The sequence below is a fragment of the Dyella sp. genome (assembly GCF_035277725.1).
GTDB lineage: Bacteria > Pseudomonadota > Gammaproteobacteria > Xanthomonadales > Rhodanobacteraceae > Dyella_B.
The window spans coordinates 1-16,468 of record NZ_DATEJY010000073.1 but is presented as its reverse complement, the minus strand read 5'-3'; the positions used below and the strand labels follow the sequence as shown (position 1 = coordinate 16,468).

Genomic DNA, 16,468 nt, shown 5'->3' with positions numbered 1-16,468 from the left:
GCAAGATATTCCAGCCGATGATTGCGCTTGCGATTACGCGTCCGCAATCCCCAATAGGACAACAGCGCGGAAATCATGTAGACCATGGCATTGATGGTAAGCAGATCATCCCCGAGCGTGTCTTTGCTTTTCAGGGTGATTACCACACGCAAAATGCCTACGACAGTGAGGCAGACACCCACCATCACCGAAGAGGAGCTGAAGATGTGGACGCAGATGTCGTCGACTAGTGCGCGGGGCGGGATTTCATTCGGCTCGGCTTCGACTACAGAAGAAGTGTTCATGGTTTTGTCTACCCCGTGCGATGTTCGAAGACTTATCCATGCCAGCCGCGTGACGACACAGGCGCGGATGACTTCCGACGGCGTTCACTTCAGCTGCGCTTCGCCACCTTGGCCAGCCCGCTTGCGAAGCGCCTCATACAGCTGACCCGGTCCTAGCAGGATATCCACCAGAGCATCCTGGGTGCGCGAGGATTTCAGAGCCTGCGTACTCATCACCGAGTGCGCATCCAGCGCATCGATGATGGCGTGCACCAGCGCTTCGCGCAGGTCCGGCGAACTGGCGAACTGCTCTTTGCTGTTGCTCCCCGCCTGCTGCACTAGGGTGTTGTTCTCCAGCAGCTTACCCTTGAGCACGCCGTTGACGTAAAGCAGCTGATCGCCGTCGCTAAGCTGGCCTTCGAACAGCCCGTTCACGCGCTCGATGATCTCCTCCAGTCGTGCCTTCTCCTTGTCATGCACCAAGCCGCTACCCACCGCGTCGAGCGGCGGCAGCTTGTAATCACCCTGATCATCCTTGAGGTTGAGCGGCTGCCGTCCCGCGCTGCGCAGGGTGTGGTGAGTCAGCACCACTTTGGACAGATCCACCGTTTCGCGCTCGCGGCCGAATTCCAGCAAAGGGATCAGCCGTTTGTAGAAGAGGAAGCGCTTCTCGATGTCAGTGTTGCCGTAGTCGATCATCTGGGAGAGGAACGCATACAGGCGCACGTAGGCACCCATGTCGCCCTTGAACAACTGCAGCACATCCATGAGGTCCTTCTGCGCCTGGGCCGCCGGCTCATCGCCACTGTCCAGCGCGTCGGCCCGCGCCAGCTGGGCAGTGCGATAACGCTTCAGCAGGCGGTCTGCCACCGGCGCCATCGCGGCACTTAATTGCGCCTGCGTGGAGTTTGGATCGGTCTCGATCTTCGCCAGCCGTTCCACTTCGAAATCGTCGTAATGGCCGCTGGCATCGAGCTTGGCGCGCAAGTCGAACACCAGGTGCGGATCGGTCGCCGCTTCCAGCTCGGCGGTGGAGTAGTAGGTCTTGAAGGCTTTCAGGATCTCGGCTGCATCGTTGACGAAGTCGAGGATGTAAGTGGTGTCCTTGCCCGGATAAGCACGATTGAGTCGCGACAGCGTCTGCACCGCTTGGATGCCGCCGAGCAGTTTGTCCACATACATGCCACACAGCAGCGGCTGATCGAAGCCAGTCTGGAACTTGTTGGCCACCAGCAGCAGGTGATAGTGCGACTGCGCAAAAGCGTCGCGGATGTCACGCCCCTTCAAGCCCGGATTAAGGTCCGCACTGGTCTCGGTGACCGGTTCGGGGAAACTGTCCGGGTCGTTCACCTCACCGGAAAACGCCACCAGCACGCCGAGCGGGTAGTTCTGCCGCGCGATGTACTCGCGCACCGCCTTCTGCCAGCGCACGGCCTCTTTGCGGCTGCTTACCACCACCATTGCCTTGGCCTTGCCATTCAGCAGTGGCTGCACGTGTTCGCGGTAGTGCTCCACCACAATCTGCACCTTGGCCGCGATGTTGTAGGGATGCAGGCGTACCCACTGCATGATCCCCTTCATCGCCGCGCTGCGTTCCACCTCGATCTGGTCGTATTCCCTGCCCTCATGGGCCAGCTTGAACGCCAGCTTGTACGGGGTGTAATTGCGCAGCACATCGAGAATGAAACCCTCCTCGATCGCCTGCCGCATCGAATACACGTGAAACGGCACCGGCAACCCATCCGGACCCGGCCGGCCAAACAGCTCCAGCGTCTTGGCCTTGGGCGTGGCGGTAAAGGCCACGTACGTCAGGCCGTGCTGGCCACCGACACGGGCCGTCATGCCCGCTGCCAACACGGTTTCGGTATCCACCTCGCCGCCGTCCTGCAGCTCGGCCCATTCCTGCGCGCTCAGCAGCTGCTTAAGCTTGGCGGCGGACTCGCCGGTCTGCGAACTGTGCGCCTCGTCGGCAATCACTGCGAAACGCTTGCCCTCGGTGGCAGCTAATTCCTGTACTGCCTGCAGCGCGAACGGGAAGGTCTGGATGGTGCACACAATGATCTTTTTGCCGTCCTTCAGCGCCTGCCCCAACTGTGCGCTCTTGCTGCCGCGTTCGCTGGTGATGGTTTCCACCACGCCAGCAGTGCGCTCGAAATCGAAAATCGCCTCCTGCAACTGCGAATCCAGCACGTTGCGGTCGGACACCACCAGCACGCTGTCGAACAGCTTGGTGTGCTTGTCGTCGTGCAGGTCGGCGAGGAAGTGCGCGCTCCAGGCGATGGAGTTGGTCTTGCCCGAGCCTGCCGAATGCTGGATGAGATACCGTTGCCCCGCTCCGTTCGCGCGCACGTCAGCCACCAGCTTCCGCGTCGCATCGAGCTGGTGGTAGCGCGGAAAGATCACGCTAGTCAGGCGCTTCTTGTCGTCGCGCTTGCCGATGACGTAGCGGCCCAGGATCTCCAGCCAGCTGTCACGTGCCCAGACCTGCTCCCACAGGTAGGCGGTGGCGAAGCCATTCGGGTTCGGCGGATTGCCTGCGCCGCCATCGTGCCCCAGGTTGAACGGCAAGAAGCGCGTCTCCTTGCCAGCCAGCCGCGTCGTCATCATCGCCTCGGCCTGACTCACCGCGAAATGCACCAATGCTCCGCCCGGGAAGGACAGCAGCGGCTCGGCCACACCGCCCTTGGGATGCGGCTCCCGGTCGTAGCGGTATTGGTCCACGGCATCGCCCACGCTTTGGGTGAAGTCGGATTTCAGCTCCGCCGTCGCCACGGCAATGCCGTTGACGAACAGCACCAGATCCAGTGCATCGTTTGGATGGTTGGGTGAGTGCTTTACCTGCCGCACTACACGCAGGCGGTTGGCGTCGTAGCGCTTCTGCAGTTCGGGGTTCACCGCCAGCGCAGGCTTGAACTGCACCAGCGCCAACGGCGCCTTCAGCCCGATCATTTCCACGCCTCGACGCAGCACCTCCAGCGTGCCGCGCTCGTCCAGGTTCTTGCGTATGCGCTCGGCAATGCGATCCGCGGCGGCCGTCCCGTGCGCCTTGTTCAAGCGTTCCCAGCTATCCGGCTGGGTCGCCTCGATCCATGCGAGCAAGTCCGGCAGGTAGAGGGCGTGCGCGCGATCATAGTGCTGTGCGTCGCCCTCGACGTAGTGCCAGCCGTGGGCACCGAGGTGTTCGCAGATCTCGTGCTCGAAGTGGTGCTCGCGATGCAAATTCATGTCCATCCCCTGTCGATGCCTATCCTTGCGCCATCGCCCGCAGGCGACCAGCCACCACCTCCGCGCGCTCGGGTTCGGCGATCAAGCCCGGCAACACATCGATGAAGCCTGGCCGCGCCAGCAAATCGGCCAACGCCGCGGCGATGGCATGCCGCACCCCCGGCAGAGCCTCGGCCAGCTCTTGCACCAATTCCTCGCGCCCATCGACGATGTTCAACACGTCTTCCAGATCATGACTGGCGAGCACGTCACCCCGACCGCGGCTCGCGAACGCCTCCAGCTTGGTCGCCACGAAGGCTACCGCCGTCGCCAGCCGGATGTGCAGGCCCTCGCCCAGCGCGATCCGTTGTGCAGTCGTCACGGCATAGGGATACCAACGATTGGCAAACCCCAGCACGGCAGGATTCTCAGGCATCAGGTCGAACACCACACCGGAATCGCGGTGGATCCAGCGACAGATCACGCCGCTATCCGCGTCCTCATGAAAACCCCTGCGCGCCAGCTCGCGTTGCACGCGTTGAAACTGCGCCCGACCTGCCTGTACTACGGCGTCCACGTCACGGGTCGCGCGTACGCCCTCGGCCAACGGGTCCGTCACCAGCAACCCGGCCACGGCACCGCCCAGAAACACCACCTGCTCCCTCAGGTCGCCCAACGCCTGCGCGATCGTGCGCAAGCTGGGCAGATTCGGATCATCCCGCCGCATCCATGTTCTCCAGTTCCTTCGTCAATAAGTCCGTCGCCAGTGATCGCTCGCGCGCGCGCCCGGCGCGGATAGCATCTTGCAAGGCCAACAACCGATGCAGCGCGGGATCGACCAGTGCGGCTTGCGGTGCCGAGTGATAGAGCGGCGACAGGCTCGGCCCCTTGGCCTTGCCCGCCGGGTGCGCCCACACCGGCGCTTCGTCGCCGCCGGCGGAGATCTTTGCCGCCAGCGGTTCCACACCGAACGAGGTCGGCACCCCACGCTTCACCGGCCCAAGCTGCGCCGGCCACACGTAACGCACGCCGTGCACGGCGAACTCGATCAGTGCCGGGCGCACCGGAGCCCAGTCGCCGCGGCCGCGCGTCACAACCAAACCAGCGGCCACCGCGCGCCTCACGCAAGCATGCACTTCCGAGGCACTCAGCGTTAGCGCCTCGCCCAGCGCGGCATAGGTCCAACGCTGGCCCGGATGCGCGGCCACTTTGAGCAATACCAACAGATCCTGTGGCTTGAGTTCCATGGCGCGGGCTCGATATTCGCAATTCGCGAATTGCGAATATGCATGGTACGACCGTGGCTTGCAACTTATCTCGCCAGACTTTCTTGCTCTCCGCTAAGCGCACCTTCCAGCCAATCCGCATAGGTGAGCTTCGTCCCCTTGAGCATCCAGGTTGTCCTGCCGTTATCGGGCCGCCCCAAAATGACCGCGGAGGCAGCGCTCGGACTGCTGAAAGCGGTGTTGCGCGCGAAGACTAACGATTCCTTGCCGTCGGAAACTAACGCCCCCTCATCCACCAACGCTTGTCGCAGTGCTTTGTATCCGTGTCCGACGCCCGTCCACGCGGCTTTTGCCTTGGAGCCCTGAAGCACGACAAACGTATCATCCAGCATGCGCGCTTCTGCTTGAAGATTCAGTTTGGCGCTCGAAAGCTCAAACTCCACAGGCTGATCACCGGCGCTTTGCAAGGCGAGCTTCCTGGCGATCGTCGCTTGTGGACTTTCCCGATCCTCGAGCCGCCATTCCTGTTCAAGCAATTCCATCAACTGAGTCTGTCGGTCCTCGAGCTCTGCAGCGGTCCATTCCTCACAACCCAAGACTTGTGTTGTGAGAGCAAAGGGGCTGACCCCTCCTTTGGCGAAATACGCCGACTTCTTGCGATCGAAGTCGTAGTTGTTTGCCGCGCTGTTCTTCTTGCGGGTCAACAGCGCGAGATTGCCAAGCCGATGCACCCAATGCAGGCGCACCTGGGGTGATGGCAGCCACGCCAACCACTTACTGTCCGCTTTCGGCTGCTGAGGCAGCACATGTTCGACAGTGATGACGTCATGATCGTAGGTAGCACCTCCACCCGAAACCAGCTCATCCAAACGCAGAAGAATGACTGCCAGCGCCCTGGCAGAATGTGTGTCGTACAACGGACCGTTGAGTGCCTCGTAGGTCTCGAACTGCTCCTTGGCCGAAAGTTGCAACGGTGATTCCGGGGAGTAGAGATCCCGCCACTGCTCGATTGTCTCCGTCAGTGAAGAAAAGCGCTCGATGCGCTCGTTCACTCCCGATCGGCGTACCAGCATCGAGTAGGCAAGCCGCTCCAGGTCGCGGAAAAACCGCAACATCGCCTCCGGCTCGTTCCGATGCAGGGAGAAATAGATAAGTGCTGGAGGAACCCAGTCCTTGAACTCGATCCGATTCAGCCAGCCAAAGGCCTTGTTGACCGCTTCGGCGTGCTTCTGGCTAGCGTAATCAGCATCTGTGATTTCGCGGAACGCCTGCGCCATCGGCTCTAACACTTCATCGACAAATGTCCGAGGATTAGCCGGTCCTACGTGATCGCGGAATTCCCGAAGCAGCGTTCCCTTGGGCTTGGCCTTTCGATAGACCATGCGAATGTGGCTAAACAAATCGCCAAAGCCATCGCGCCCCAAGTCTTCTTCCAGTTGCTCCCACTTATCCGTGTAATCGTCGCGGCTACTTTCTTCGACGGCCCCAATGATCTCGGCCTTGAGAATGTCTGTCGCACTAAGGTCGAGGCCTCGGCTGTTCATCACGCCGAAGATCCGGTACGCCGAATCCAGGTCTGGAGTGGCTACTGTTACCAGGTAGCAGCGCGTCGCAATGAACTGCACCAATCGCACAAGCGTCGTGGCATCCAGACCGGCGAGAGAGGTCATGAAGAGTCGTGCGTTAGCACGGAGGCGGGAGCGACTGTCCGAGAGCACGTCATTGAGCGCTATCAGCTTCTCGATGCCCCCCTCATGCTGCACGAATTCCCGGAAGAACTGGCGATCACGCTCACGGAGCGATACCCGGTAGTGGTTTTCTGTGGCGGTGACCACGTCACCTTGCTCGTAGATCCGCTTGGTGATGCCCTTACGCACGGCGTCGTCCTGCACCGTAGCCCGAATACAGGCAAGCAACAGTGTCAAGGTCGTCAACCGTTGCTGACCATCCACGACCGTCGCATCGGAAACGGCTTCGCGCTTGATAAGCACGATGCTTCCCAGAAAATAAGGTGCTATCTCGTCGAGCTTGGCGCTGCCTGCGTGCATATAGCTCAGGAGATCATCGAGCAACTCCTGAGCCTGGTCCGTACCCCAGGCGTAGGGGCGCTGGTATCCGGGAATGGTGAACACGTAATCGCCGCTGAAAATCTTGGCCAGCGGCTGTTCCTTCGCTGAAAGTGTGCTCGTCATGCATGCCCCCTGATGGCTGTATGTATTGAATGCAAAATCCTATGCCCATAGGGCCTACTCATCCAATCGTGGCGATTCGATGTAGCCCCTGTCCACCTTGCCGATGACGCACTCACTGGCGAGAAGCGTGTACCAAGCAACATCGGCATCTCGTTCCTTATCTGGATCAACCAACTAGTCATTAGCAGCCCATCCGAAATCCTGAAGCAAGAAAGCCAATGCGCTCACCGCCAGCTCCGCATCATTCCGCGAGACAGGCCGGGTTTTGTGCCTCGCTGCGGCATTGGCCTTTGCGCGAACATGAAGCTGCCGAATCAAATCGCCGGCATCGGCTTGCGCCTGCATCTTTTGAACGCCCAGGTAACGCACCAACGGCCCAAGATCATTCGTACCATCCGGATTCGAAGCCGGATATCTCGCGCTAATGACATAACAAGCGGCGTTCCTGCATGTATCAATTACGGCCTGAGGCGCCTGCATGGTCGCGGTTTCAACGACTGCTTCAATCGAAGCTTGCACATCATGCTGGCTGGACGCTGGTATCTCCGAAATGATCAGCTCCGGCAGCACGCCTAGATATGCCTTCGACTTAAGCGTCACAAAGCAGCCCTCCAGACCGATGCGCTCCGAGAGAACCACGATCCATCGCGAATTCGCCCCACTATCTCCAAGGTCGACCTCGGCGCCTAGCTTGGGCTGCACACTTGCCGTGCGGTATGCACGATTTACGTTGAAGATATTGGAAGGGTTGCTCGTATCCCGATTGGGAAAGCGTGACACGCAATCAGCAGACCATGCGTTTCGGTTGTCCCTTTCGAACAACCTGCCACGGCGGATTCGCGTGCTTGAATTGAAGTAGTCCTCCAGAAAGAGGCGGTCTTGTCCAATCGAATCGCCGACAACTGCGAAAGGAAGGATGATCGACTGGCCCTGGATGCGCCGCAGCCACGCCTGCGTGCCCTCGTACCAGAGTCCCTGTGCTTCGGCGATGTACTGCATCATGCCGCGTTCCTCACGTCGATCTTGCCGGTGACGGCGGCGGAGATCACGGCGGCGCGGCGTTCCTTGAGCAAATCAATCGCATGATCCGCGGTCTGCATTAAGACATCGACCATAGCCCTTTCTTGCTCAACGAACTGCAGGATCTCCTCTTGCTCATCGGCCGGAGGCATCACGACCGGGAGCTCCATGATGTTGGTTGACGAAATGGAAGCGAGGTTGGTGCTTTGCTTCGAGCGTCCCATGAAATAAAACTGGGCATACTGCGAACCGGCCACCTGATTCAGCCAGCGCGAAGAAACACCATGCGGTCGTACCGCGAAGACGTGATTCTGATGTATGCAGTTTTCGATCTGCCCATCCCACAGCGCGCCACGGCCCAGCTTGTCGAAATCACCACCTTCGTTCATCAATACGTCCCCCTTGCCGAGCAGGTAACGCTCCAGTTGCTCGGGCTCGATATCAATGGTGGCAACATCATCCAAAGCTAGGTGTCCGTCCTGGACGTTCGCGACGCGAAGATAGGGAACTGTGATCGTCTCCTTGCCTGAAGTGTCCTTGCCCTTCGCGATGCCAGTTTGGACTGTCGCGATGAACTTCAGGCGCTTGATATCCCAATGCGTCGGCACGTCACCCAGCCAGGAGATGCCGGAGTCCTTCATGGAAGCATTGGGGTTGAGGCCACGGGTGACAGCGTGGGAGATGGTGGCCTGGCGCTTTTCGGCCAGCAGCACCAGCAGCTTTTCCTGTTCGACGATCAGGGCATCGATCTTGGCGGTTTCGCGGTCGAGGAAGGTGGCGATGATCTGTTGCTCTTCCTCTGCAGGCAAGGCAATCTGAAAATTCTTGAACTGATCTTGCCCCAGGTTCTGCATACTTGAACTCGTACCTGAGCAAGCAACCTCGACCTGCGCACGATATTCCCCGCTGAGCGTCCAATAATGAACGAAGCCGGGCGAGCTATTTTTCAGGCTTACTTGCCAGAGGCGATCAGGGAGGTAGATATTCGGATGGCTCTGAGTGACAAGACCAGCGGCTCCAACAAGCGCCGGCGTATTCATTCGACTGACGATCAAGGTGCCTTCTGTAACAGGGCAGGAGACACGGGCGAGATCTTCCTCTACGACCGCCTTGTTCTCCGCGAATCTGAAAGTACCGTCGTAGACGCAACTGGTCTTGAGCACACCGATAGCACCCTCGGCAGCCGGCGCATCAGTAGCGTTAACGCTCACACCGGATTCGATGGACCGGATTACCTCCTTGAGTCTCGAAACGTTCCAGCGTGCGGGGACGCTTCCTAGCCATGCTACTCCGCTGTCTTTGTATTCCTCATAGCGCGGTAAGCTCACGACCGCACCCCGCGCAAGCCAAGTTGCTGGATGCCAGCAGGCACTGGCATGAAAGCGAAGATGATGAACAGCAGAGAGAACAAGTGCGGGTAGACACGGCGGGACTGGCGCGAGGTTTGCTGCGCGATCATTCGGCCAACTCCCCCAGCATCGCCATGATCCGTGCCGAGACAGCTTTCAGTTCTTCGTCGATCTCATGCAGCGAGCGCGGTGGCTCGAACACGTAGAAATGGCGGTTAAAGGGGATCTCGTAGCCAACCTTGCTCTTGGCTTCATCGATCCACGCATCCGGCGCGTGCGGTAGCACTTCGCGCTCGAAGTAGGCCTGGATGTCTTCGCCCAGTGGCACGTTTTCCGTGTCGCGCAGGCTGCTATCCGGTTGCGGTTGGCCTTTCTGCTTGCCCTTCTGGCTCAGCACCACCTTGCCATGCTCGTCGCGCAGCGGGCGCTCGACGGTGATGGTGGTGTAACCGAACTCCTCGTTAGGGAGGATGCGCGCGAGTGGCGCCACCTTCACCTTGCCGCCAGGCGGCGGCTCGGGGGCGAATTCGGCGGCGGCGATGGTCTTTCGCTCCACTTCCTTGCCGTCGGCGTCGAACACGATGGCTAGTTCCGCCTCCTGGAATTGGCCGAACAGCTTGGTAATGACCTCGATGTGTTCGTCGCTCATTTCCTTGCGCTTGGAGCCGAGGCTCTTACGCATCTTCTGCCAGAAGCTGCCGGCATCGATGAGCTGCACGAAGCCCTTGCAGTCGTGTTCCTTCTTGTTGGAAACCACCCACACGTAGGTGGCAATGCCGGTGTTGTAGAACATGTCGGTGGGCAACGCGACGATGGCCTCTACCAGATCGTTCTCCAGCAGGTAGCGGCGGATCTCGCTTTCGCCGCTACCGGCGCCGCCGGTAAATAGCGGCGAGCCGTTGAGCACGATGCCGAAGCGGCTGCCGCCATCCACTGCCGGGCGCATCTTGGACACGAGGTGCAACAGGAACAGCATGGAACCATCGGACACGCGCGGCAGACCTGGGCCGAAGCGACCGTCGAAGCCCTTGTCGTCATACTCCTTGCGCACCACCTTCTCGACTTTCTTCCACTCCACGCCGAACGGCGGATTGGACAACATGTAGTCGAACTTGCGCGCGGCGTGGCCGTCATCGCTGAGCGTGTTACCGGGCACCAGGTTGGCGACCTCCTGCCCGCGGATCAGCATGTCCGCCTTGCAGATGGCGTAGGACTCGTCGTTGAGTTCCTGACCGAACAGTGACAAGCGCGCGTCCGGGTTGTGATCGCGCAGGAATTCTGCCGCCACCGAGAGCATGCCGCCGGTGCCGGCGGTCGGGTCGTAGATGGTGCGCACCACGTTGTTGCCAGGCGTGAGCACCTCGTCATCTTCGATAAAGATGAGGTTGACCATCAGCCGGATGACTTCACGTGGCGTGAAGTGCTCACCGGCGGTTTCGTTGGACAGCTCGGCGAACTTGCGGATCAGCTCCTCGAACACCAGGCCCATCTGCACGTTGTCGACGTTTGTCGGGTGCAGGTCGACGTTGACGAACTTTTCGGTGACCAGGTACAGCAGGTCGGCCTTGGCCAGGCGATTGACCTGGGTGGCGAACTCGAAGCGCTCGAAGATTTCGCGCACCTCAGGCGAGAAGCCCTGCACGTAGCTGGTGAGGTTGGACTCGATGTGGTCCTGATCGCCCATGAGCTTGGGCAGGTCGAGCGTGGAGGTGTTGTAGAACTTCACATCCGACACGCGGCGCAGAAACGGATCGGGATCCAATCCGGCTGCCTCGCGCTTCGCTTTTTCCCTCAGGACCTTGGGTTTGCTGGCCTCCAGCACGCAGTCCAGACGGCGCAGCACAGTAAACGGCAGAATCACCCGGCCGTATTCGGATTGCTTATAGTCGCCGCGCAACAAATCGGCGACAGACCAGATGAGGGCGGAAAGGGAGGTTTGGTTCATTCGCTAAGGCTTGTGTGAAGTGGCAAACAAAGAGATCGGATTTCTTTTCCCAGTTCTAATTTCTCACATGGAAGCCCAGCCACTATTTTTATCCCCTACGCCTACGTACTTACGCACTACCTTACCTGCCCCTGCTCCCAAGCCTTGAAGCTCATTCCGACGACACTGTTTGCTGCAATACGGTCTTCGAGCACCACTTTAGGGGCTCCGTGTGAATCACTTTTTCCTATTGGCAAGCATCTTGGCCTTTTCGCGCATGGCGAATTCACGCGCCTTGACCTTAGCCTCTTCAGGAGACACCTCACCTGGCATGGGCGTTTTCTGTTTTTCTTCATCCGTCATTGGGCGAGTGTGCTTAGTCGTCATCTTCTTCTTCCCCGCGAATCAACTTATCCATATCGCCAGACAAGAAATTGGCGGGTTCGTCTTTCGAGTGCTTCCGAAGCTCCTGAAGCTCTTTTTTCGCGCGCTCTTTGATTTCTTTCTTTGTCCAGCCGGTCTTGTCACGCTTCTTTCGGCGCGCATCACTAATGTTGGGTATTTTTTCGCCCATCAAGTGATCTCCTTGAAGAGATAATCACCTTTCGCGACATATTCATACTTTTGCTTCTCGTAATAGGATCTTACGCGCTCGTTCACCGGGTGCATAATCCTGATCGACTTGGCATTTATCAACTTAGCGTAGATCGCGTAGCCGAGCAGCACCACTTCCATGATGGTCGGCCTCTCGCCGAGATCGATTGGAGAAGCTTCCACATACCCTTGGCACCGCCAAAATAAGAGCAGAAGGTCAGAGTACTTTCAAATGGAAAAGTACCCTGACGCATTACCGTTCGATCAGTCGCGCAGATACTCTCCGTATTGCTCAAGCAATTTTGGTTCAACGCTTAGTTGCTCGCGTAAATACTGCTTGAACTGATGCATCTGAAGTATCCACTCTTCGATATCTTCTGGATCTTTTACCGTCTCGCTGTGCTTAAGGCGGTCGTTGTACTTGATACCGTCATTCAGTGCACAGAGCAGCGTCGGCAACCATGAGTTGTCAACTTCCATATGAAACATCCTTTTCTAAGAGCTTTGCCAGTGCGGAGAGCAATGCCTTAAAACGCTCCAAAGGCATATCGTATGCAGGCGCAATCGTGTGATGGGTCGCATCAAAGATCGAATTGTAGTAGTCGCGCACTATCACCAACCCTTCCGGAAGAACCGTGCCCGCAGGGATCTTGTAATAATTCCAAGCGCCCTTGAACAGGTTTGGTTTGTCGAACGTGCTTATCCCTCTAGGGGAATTTCTGACCCGCACCCAACCATCTTCAATGGTGATATCGGGCTTTCTGGGCGCTCCCCGCGAGCGAGGAGTTTCCTGTTCAACAGGAGCAAACAGCGCCTCCTGTGAAGAAACCTTTCTGGCTCTCCACAGATCAACGGGCACGACACCACCAAAGAATCGTTCTATTTGGTTGGTTTCGATCAAAACGTCTTGCAGAACCTCGATGTTCTTCATGACATACCTCTGTCCTAAGGTTTAAATGACCAACGCCTTGTTGCGTGCCGAATATACCTCGTGAACAAGCAGCAAAAATGCCTGGATCAATCCTGCTGTATCGCGCCCTATTCTTGCGCACAAAAAAACCCGCCAACCGGCGGGTTTCTTCTTGTCGCTACCGAATCCCATACGAGGATTCCGTAGCCTTCGATTGGTGCCCAAGGGGGGACTCGAACCCCCACGACTTGCGTCGCTACCACCTCAAGGTAGTGCGTCTACCAATTCCGCCACCTGGGCTTGTGTTTCGATTTTTACTTCTTGCTCGTTGCCGCTGCCGGGGCCGTGGGGGCGGGGACTTCGCCCTGCTGTGCCTTGGCCGGGGCCGGTTGGGCTGCTGGGACCTCACCGTTGCCGGTCGGCGCCGCTGCCGGCACTTCTGCCTTCGGCTGGGCCGCGGGCTGCGCATTTTGCGGTTTGGCGGGCTGATTGCCAAGACCTGCCATGACGCCGAGGTTGTTGTTGGCCTGCTGCTGGCGGATGGCGCCGCCGTTGGCCTTCAGATAAATGCCCATGCCGATGCTGAGCGCGAAGAACAGCGCGGCGAGCACGGCGGTGGAACGCGACAGAAAGTTGGCCGAACCCCGGGCGCCGAATACGGTAGCCGATGCGCCGGCACCAAAGCCGGAACCTGCTTCGGCGCCTGCACCGCGCTGCATAAGGATCAGCACGATCATCGCTGCAGCGATCAGGATGTAGAACACGCTGAAGATGACGAACATGAGGTCTCGCGTAGGGTTCGGTGTTGCTCAGTGGGCGGCGTTGCAGATGGCCAGGAATTCGGAGGCAACGAGCGAGGCACCGCCGATCAACCCCCCATCCACGTCCGGCTGCGCAAACAGTTCTGCTGCATTGGCCGCTTTGACGCTGCCGCCATAAAGCAGCCGCGTCAGACGGGCGATCATAGCATCCTCCTGCGCCAATTGGCTACGGATGAAGGCGTGCACTTCCTGCGCCTGCTCGGGGCTGGCGGTCTTGCCGGTGCCGATCGCCCAGACGGGTTCGTAGGAGATCAAGGCGGTGCCGAACGCCTGGATGCCGTTGAGCGCCAGCACGGCGTGCAACTGCCGATGGATCACATCCATGGTCTCCCCCGCTTCGCGCTGGTGCAGGGTCTCGCCCAGGCACAGTACGGGGGTAAGGCCGGCAGCGAGCACGGCGGCGAACTTGCGCGCTACTTTCTCGTTGCTTTCGCTGTGATGGTGGCGACGTTCGGAGTGGCCGACCAGCGCCCAGCGGCAGCCTACGTCGGCCACCATCTGGGCGGAGATCTCGCCGGTATAGGGGCCCTGCCCCTGGTGCTCGCTGACGTCCTGCGCGCCGAAGCCGATGCCGGACGTGCCGTACTTGTCGACCAGCTGGGTCAGATAGGGATACGGCGGCAGGATCAGCACGTCGACGTCGCTGGCGGACGTGCCCTTGATGATGTCTTCCATCAAGGCATCGGCCATGGAACGGCTGCCATGCATTTTCCAGTTAGCGGCGACGAGTTTTTTACGCATGTCCGCATCCGTTACAAATGAAAGCTGGCAAGCTTAACGAGCACCCAGGGGCACGGCAACGCGCGTGCTGAATGCATTTTTATTTATATCGATCCAGCAAGGAAATAGAGATGACGAAAGCTCGTCCGCTTAGCTTGATTACCGGCGCATCGGCCGGCATTGGCGCCGCCTTCGCTCGCGCGCTTGCTGCGCGTGCACATGATGTGGTGCTCACGGCACGCCGTACGGATCGCTTGCAAGCGCTGGCTGATGAGTTGCGTAGTCAATACGGCGTGAATGTGACGGTGCTGACCAACGACCTTGCCAACCCGCATGGCGTTGAACAGCTTTGCGCGGCATTGGACGAGCGTGGCTTGCAGGTGGATTGGTTGATCAACAACGCAGGCTATGGCGTGCCTGGACGTTTCGACCAGAACGATTGGTCCGTGCATGCGGATTTTCTGCGCGTGCTGGTGACTGCACCGACGGAACTGGCGTGGCGTTTGATTGGCGGCATGCGTGAGCGGGGTTATGGGCGCATCGTGAACCTGGCTTCGCTGGCTGGACATGTGCCGGGTAGCGCGGGGCATACGCTCTATGCGGCGAGCAAGGCGTACATGATCAAGTTTTCGCAATCGCTAGCGTTGGAGAATCTCGGCAACGGCGTGAATGTGTGCGCGTTGTGTCCTGGGTTTACGTATTCGGAGTTTCATGACGTGACGGGCACGCGTGCGCTGGTGAGCAAGATGCCGAGCTTCATGTGGCAGCGTGCGGATGATGTGGTGCGCGAAGGAATGGATGCGGTGGAGCGTGGCGAGGCGGTGCATGTGACGGGGCGTTTCAATCGCACGGTGAAGGGCTTGTTCAAGCTGATGCCGGATCGGATGGCGTTGCGGATGTCGGCAAAGCAGTCGAAGCGGTATCGGGCGCAGGATGCGGGGTAGTTAATGCTTAACGTGGCGCTTGCCTTCGTCATTCCGGCGGAGGCCGGAATCCAGCGCAAGTACGTCGTGCGAAGCACACAACATAAATAATGCCGTGTCCTTCGGACGCATATCTAAACTGGATTCCGGCTTTCGCCGGAATGACGGTGAGGCAATGGTGGAGGTTGTCGCGAGGTTGCTTCACCCCGCCCCCCTACTACACGTAGGCAGGGAGTAGGTCCGGATAGGAAGGTAGGCTGGGATGGAATCCCAGCTTCCCGATTTTTATGCTGGGATTTCATCCCAGCCTACGCACGCTGCTATGGGGAACCACCGCCAATCCAGTGTGCGAGAAGGAAAGCGGTGGCTGAAGCCAGACCGCCGATCAGTACCGTTTGCAACGCACTGCGCCATCCGCTTACGCCAGTGAAGCGGCTCTTGGCGGCGCCGAATATCGCCAATGCAATGCCGGTGCATACGATCGACACCAGCAACGCCGGCTTCAATTGCGCGATCAGCATGTAGGGCACCAGCGGAACAAGGCCGCCAACGACATAGGCGCCGCCGATGGTAAGGGCACTGCGCAAGGCGCGGCCGGGTTCGGGGGATTCCAGGCCGAGTTCGAAGCGCATCATGAAATCGACCCAGGCTTCGTGATCGTTGCGGAAGTGTTCCAGGATGGGTTCGCAAGCGGTGCGGTTAAGGCCGTAGCCTTTGAAGATCTCGACGATTTCGCGTTCTTCTTCGCGTTGCAGGTTGCGCACTTCGTGGAATTCGCGGCGGCGTTCGGAGTGGTAGTGATCGGCTTCGCTGCGCGCGGCTAGGTAGCCGCCCAGGCCCATGGCGATGGCGCCGGCGGCGATTTCCGCGATGCCAGCCACGACGACGACGCGGCTGGCGACGTTGGCAGCCGAAAGGCCTGCAGCCAGCGCGAACGGCACGGTAAGGCCATCGGCCATGCCGAGCACGATGTCGCGGACGGTGTCGGAAGCAGCGAAGTGGCGCTCGGTATGGGGGTGGCGATGGGTGGCGGACATGCGGTGGCTCCCGGATAGCGGGGAGACTTTAGCGGGTTGTGTGTGGCGGGCGGGCAATGAGACGTACACGCATTGGCTTTTGCGGCGCGTGCGTCTGCCCAACGTTGCCTGGAACGTGCGCGATGTTGGGGTTCGGCTACGCCTCACCCTGAATACTCATGTCGCCGCCTCCTGCGCTGGCGGTACGTTAGAAGCTCCTTCAGCTCAACGTCGTTCGCGACAGGAGGCAGCTATGTCACTTTACGCAGCTATCGATCTGCATTCCACCAACAGCGTATTAGGCGT

General features: G+C 59.3%; 17 protein-coding genes and 1 tRNA gene. 1 reads left to right on the top strand and 17 read right to left on the bottom strand.

Annotated elements, in window-relative coordinates; translation table 11 throughout:
• The 16 genes from VJR68_RS07385 to tpiA form a co-directional block, all read right to left on the bottom strand.
• Positions 1-284, bottom strand: a 284-nt coding sequence (locus VJR68_RS07385; protein WP_324147015.1) for a hypothetical protein, incomplete at its 3' end; no start/stop codon positions are given.
• An 84-nt stretch (positions 285-368) separates the two neighbouring features.
• Positions 369-3,488 (bottom strand): type I restriction endonuclease subunit R, encoded by a 3,120-nt coding sequence (locus VJR68_RS07380; protein WP_324147014.1) that lies wholly within the window; start codon positions 3,486-3,488, stop codon positions 369-371.
• A gap of 19 nt (positions 3,489-3,507) precedes the next feature.
• A complete protein-coding gene (locus VJR68_RS07375; RefSeq protein ID WP_324147013.1) occupies positions 3,508-4,194 on the bottom strand; it encodes a hypothetical protein in 687 nt (228 codons plus the stop codon).
• Complete coding sequence (locus VJR68_RS07370) at positions 4,181-4,714, bottom strand: MarR family transcriptional regulator (RefSeq protein ID WP_324147012.1); 534 nt, start codon at positions 4,712-4,714, stop codon at positions 4,181-4,183. Before VJR68_RS07370 ends, VJR68_RS07375 begins: the two co-directional genes overlap by 14 nt.
• 65 nt (positions 4,715-4,779) lie before the next feature.
• Complete coding sequence (locus tag VJR68_RS07365) at positions 4,780-6,885, bottom strand: DUF262 domain-containing protein (protein WP_324147011.1); 2,106 nt, start codon at positions 6,883-6,885, stop codon at positions 4,780-4,782.
• Positions 6,886-7,059: 174 nt separating this feature from the next.
• The gene (locus VJR68_RS07360) at positions 7,060-7,887 is read right to left on the bottom strand and encodes a hypothetical protein (protein ID WP_324147010.1); all 828 of its coding nucleotides are present in this window, start codon (positions 7,885-7,887) and stop codon (positions 7,060-7,062) included.
• Complete coding sequence (locus tag VJR68_RS07355) at positions 7,884-9,233, bottom strand: restriction endonuclease subunit S (protein ID WP_324147009.1); 1,350 nt, start codon at positions 9,231-9,233, stop codon at positions 7,884-7,886. The genes VJR68_RS07360 and VJR68_RS07355 overlap by 4 nt, the downstream gene beginning before the upstream one ends.
• A 127-nt stretch (positions 9,234-9,360) precedes the next feature.
• On the bottom strand, positions 9,361-11,199 hold the full coding sequence (locus VJR68_RS07350; RefSeq protein WP_324147008.1) for a class I SAM-dependent DNA methyltransferase: 1,839 nt from the start codon (positions 11,197-11,199) through the stop codon (positions 9,361-9,363).
• Positions 11,200-11,415: 216 nt separating this feature from the next.
• A complete protein-coding gene (locus tag VJR68_RS07345; RefSeq protein ID WP_324147007.1) occupies positions 11,416-11,565 on the bottom strand; it encodes a hypothetical protein in 150 nt (49 codons plus the stop codon).
• Positions 11,555-11,752, bottom strand: a complete 198-nt coding sequence (locus VJR68_RS07340) for a hypothetical protein (protein ID WP_324147006.1) — start codon at positions 11,750-11,752, stop codon at positions 11,555-11,557. Before VJR68_RS07340 ends, VJR68_RS07345 begins: the two co-directional genes overlap by 11 nt.
• Entirely contained in the window at positions 11,752-11,913 is a 162-nt protein-coding gene (locus tag VJR68_RS07335; protein ID WP_324147005.1) for a hypothetical protein, read from the bottom strand. The genes VJR68_RS07340 and VJR68_RS07335 overlap by 1 nt, the downstream gene beginning before the upstream one ends.
• Before the next feature lie 123 nt (positions 11,914-12,036).
• Positions 12,037-12,252 carry a hypothetical protein gene (locus VJR68_RS07330; protein ID WP_324147003.1) on the bottom strand — a complete coding sequence of 72 codons (216 nt, stop codon included), beginning with the start codon at positions 12,250-12,252 and terminating at the stop codon, positions 12,037-12,039.
• On the bottom strand, positions 12,242-12,703 hold the full coding sequence (locus tag VJR68_RS07325) for a hypothetical protein (RefSeq protein ID WP_324147002.1): 462 nt from the start codon (positions 12,701-12,703) through the stop codon (positions 12,242-12,244). Before VJR68_RS07325 ends, VJR68_RS07330 begins: the two co-directional genes overlap by 11 nt.
• 194 nt (positions 12,704-12,897) lie before the next feature.
• Positions 12,898-12,982 (bottom strand) — tRNA-Leu (locus tag VJR68_RS07320).
• 14 nt (positions 12,983-12,996) lie between these two features.
• Positions 12,997-13,464 carry a preprotein translocase subunit SecG gene (secG, locus tag VJR68_RS07315; RefSeq protein WP_324147001.1) on the bottom strand — a complete coding sequence of 156 codons (468 nt, stop codon included), beginning with the start codon at positions 13,462-13,464 and terminating at the stop codon, positions 12,997-12,999.
• Between the two features lie 27 nt (positions 13,465-13,491).
• Positions 13,492-14,244 carry a triose-phosphate isomerase gene (gene tpiA, locus VJR68_RS07310; protein ID WP_324147000.1) on the bottom strand — a complete coding sequence of 251 codons (753 nt, stop codon included), beginning with the start codon at positions 14,242-14,244 and terminating at the stop codon, positions 13,492-13,494.
• 110 nt (positions 14,245-14,354) lie between these two features.
• Between tpiA and VJR68_RS07305 the strand changes: the two genes are divergently transcribed.
• Positions 14,355-15,167, top strand: a complete 813-nt coding sequence (locus tag VJR68_RS07305) for an SDR family NAD(P)-dependent oxidoreductase (protein ID WP_324146999.1) — start codon at positions 14,355-14,357, stop codon at positions 15,165-15,167.
• 299 nt (positions 15,168-15,466) lie between these two features.
• Here the strand turns inward: VJR68_RS07305 and VJR68_RS07300 are convergent, their stop codons facing one another.
• A complete protein-coding gene (locus VJR68_RS07300) occupies positions 15,467-16,183 on the bottom strand; it encodes a VIT1/CCC1 transporter family protein (protein ID WP_324146998.1) in 717 nt (238 codons plus the stop codon).
• Positions 16,184-16,468: the final 285 nt, after the last annotated feature.

Excerpts from the sequence above, each read along its gene's own strand:
- VJR68_RS07375 (WP_324147013.1), bottom strand. The coding sequence starts at position 4,194 with ATGCGGCGGGATGATCCGAATCTGCCCAGCTTGCGCACGATCGCGCAG.
- VJR68_RS07380 (WP_324147014.1), bottom strand. The coding sequence starts at position 3,488 with ATGAATTTGCATCGCGAGCACCACTTCGAGCACGAGATCTGCGAACAC.
- VJR68_RS07325 (WP_324147002.1), bottom strand. The coding sequence starts at position 12,703 with ATGAAGAACATCGAGGTTCTGCAAGACGTTTTGATCGAAACCAACCAA.
- secG (WP_324147001.1), bottom strand. The coding sequence starts at position 13,464 with ATGTTCGTCATCTTCAGCGTGTTCTACATCCTGATCGCTGCAGCGATG.
- VJR68_RS07305 (WP_324146999.1), top strand. The coding sequence starts at position 14,355 with ATGACGAAAGCTCGTCCGCTTAGCTTGATTACCGGCGCATCGGCCGGC.
- VJR68_RS07350 (WP_324147008.1), bottom strand. The coding sequence starts at position 11,199 with ATGAACCAAACCTCCCTTTCCGCCCTCATCTGGTCTGTCGCCGATTTG.
- VJR68_RS07370 (WP_324147012.1), bottom strand. The coding sequence starts at position 4,714 with ATGGAACTCAAGCCACAGGATCTGTTGGTATTGCTCAAAGTGGCCGCG.
- VJR68_RS07335 (WP_324147005.1), bottom strand. The coding sequence starts at position 11,913 with ATGGAAGTGGTGCTGCTCGGCTACGCGATCTACGCTAAGTTGATAAAT.
- VJR68_RS07360 (WP_324147010.1), bottom strand. The coding sequence starts at position 7,887 with ATGATGCAGTACATCGCCGAAGCACAGGGACTCTGGTACGAGGGCACG.
- VJR68_RS07340 (WP_324147006.1), bottom strand. The coding sequence starts at position 11,752 with ATGGGCGAAAAAATACCCAACATTAGTGATGCGCGCCGAAAGAAGCGT.
- VJR68_RS07345 (WP_324147007.1), bottom strand. The coding sequence starts at position 11,565 with ATGACGACTAAGCACACTCGCCCAATGACGGATGAAGAAAAACAGAAA.
- VJR68_RS07365 (WP_324147011.1), bottom strand. The coding sequence starts at position 6,885 with ATGACGAGCACACTTTCAGCGAAGGAACAGCCGCTGGCCAAGATTTTC.
- VJR68_RS07300 (WP_324146998.1), bottom strand. The coding sequence starts at position 16,183 with ATGTCCGCCACCCATCGCCACCCCCATACCGAGCGCCACTTCGCTGCT.
- tpiA (WP_324147000.1), bottom strand. The coding sequence starts at position 14,244 with ATGCGTAAAAAACTCGTCGCCGCTAACTGGAAAATGCATGGCAGCCGT.
- VJR68_RS07330 (WP_324147003.1), bottom strand. The coding sequence starts at position 12,252 with ATGGAAGTTGACAACTCATGGTTGCCGACGCTGCTCTGTGCACTGAAT.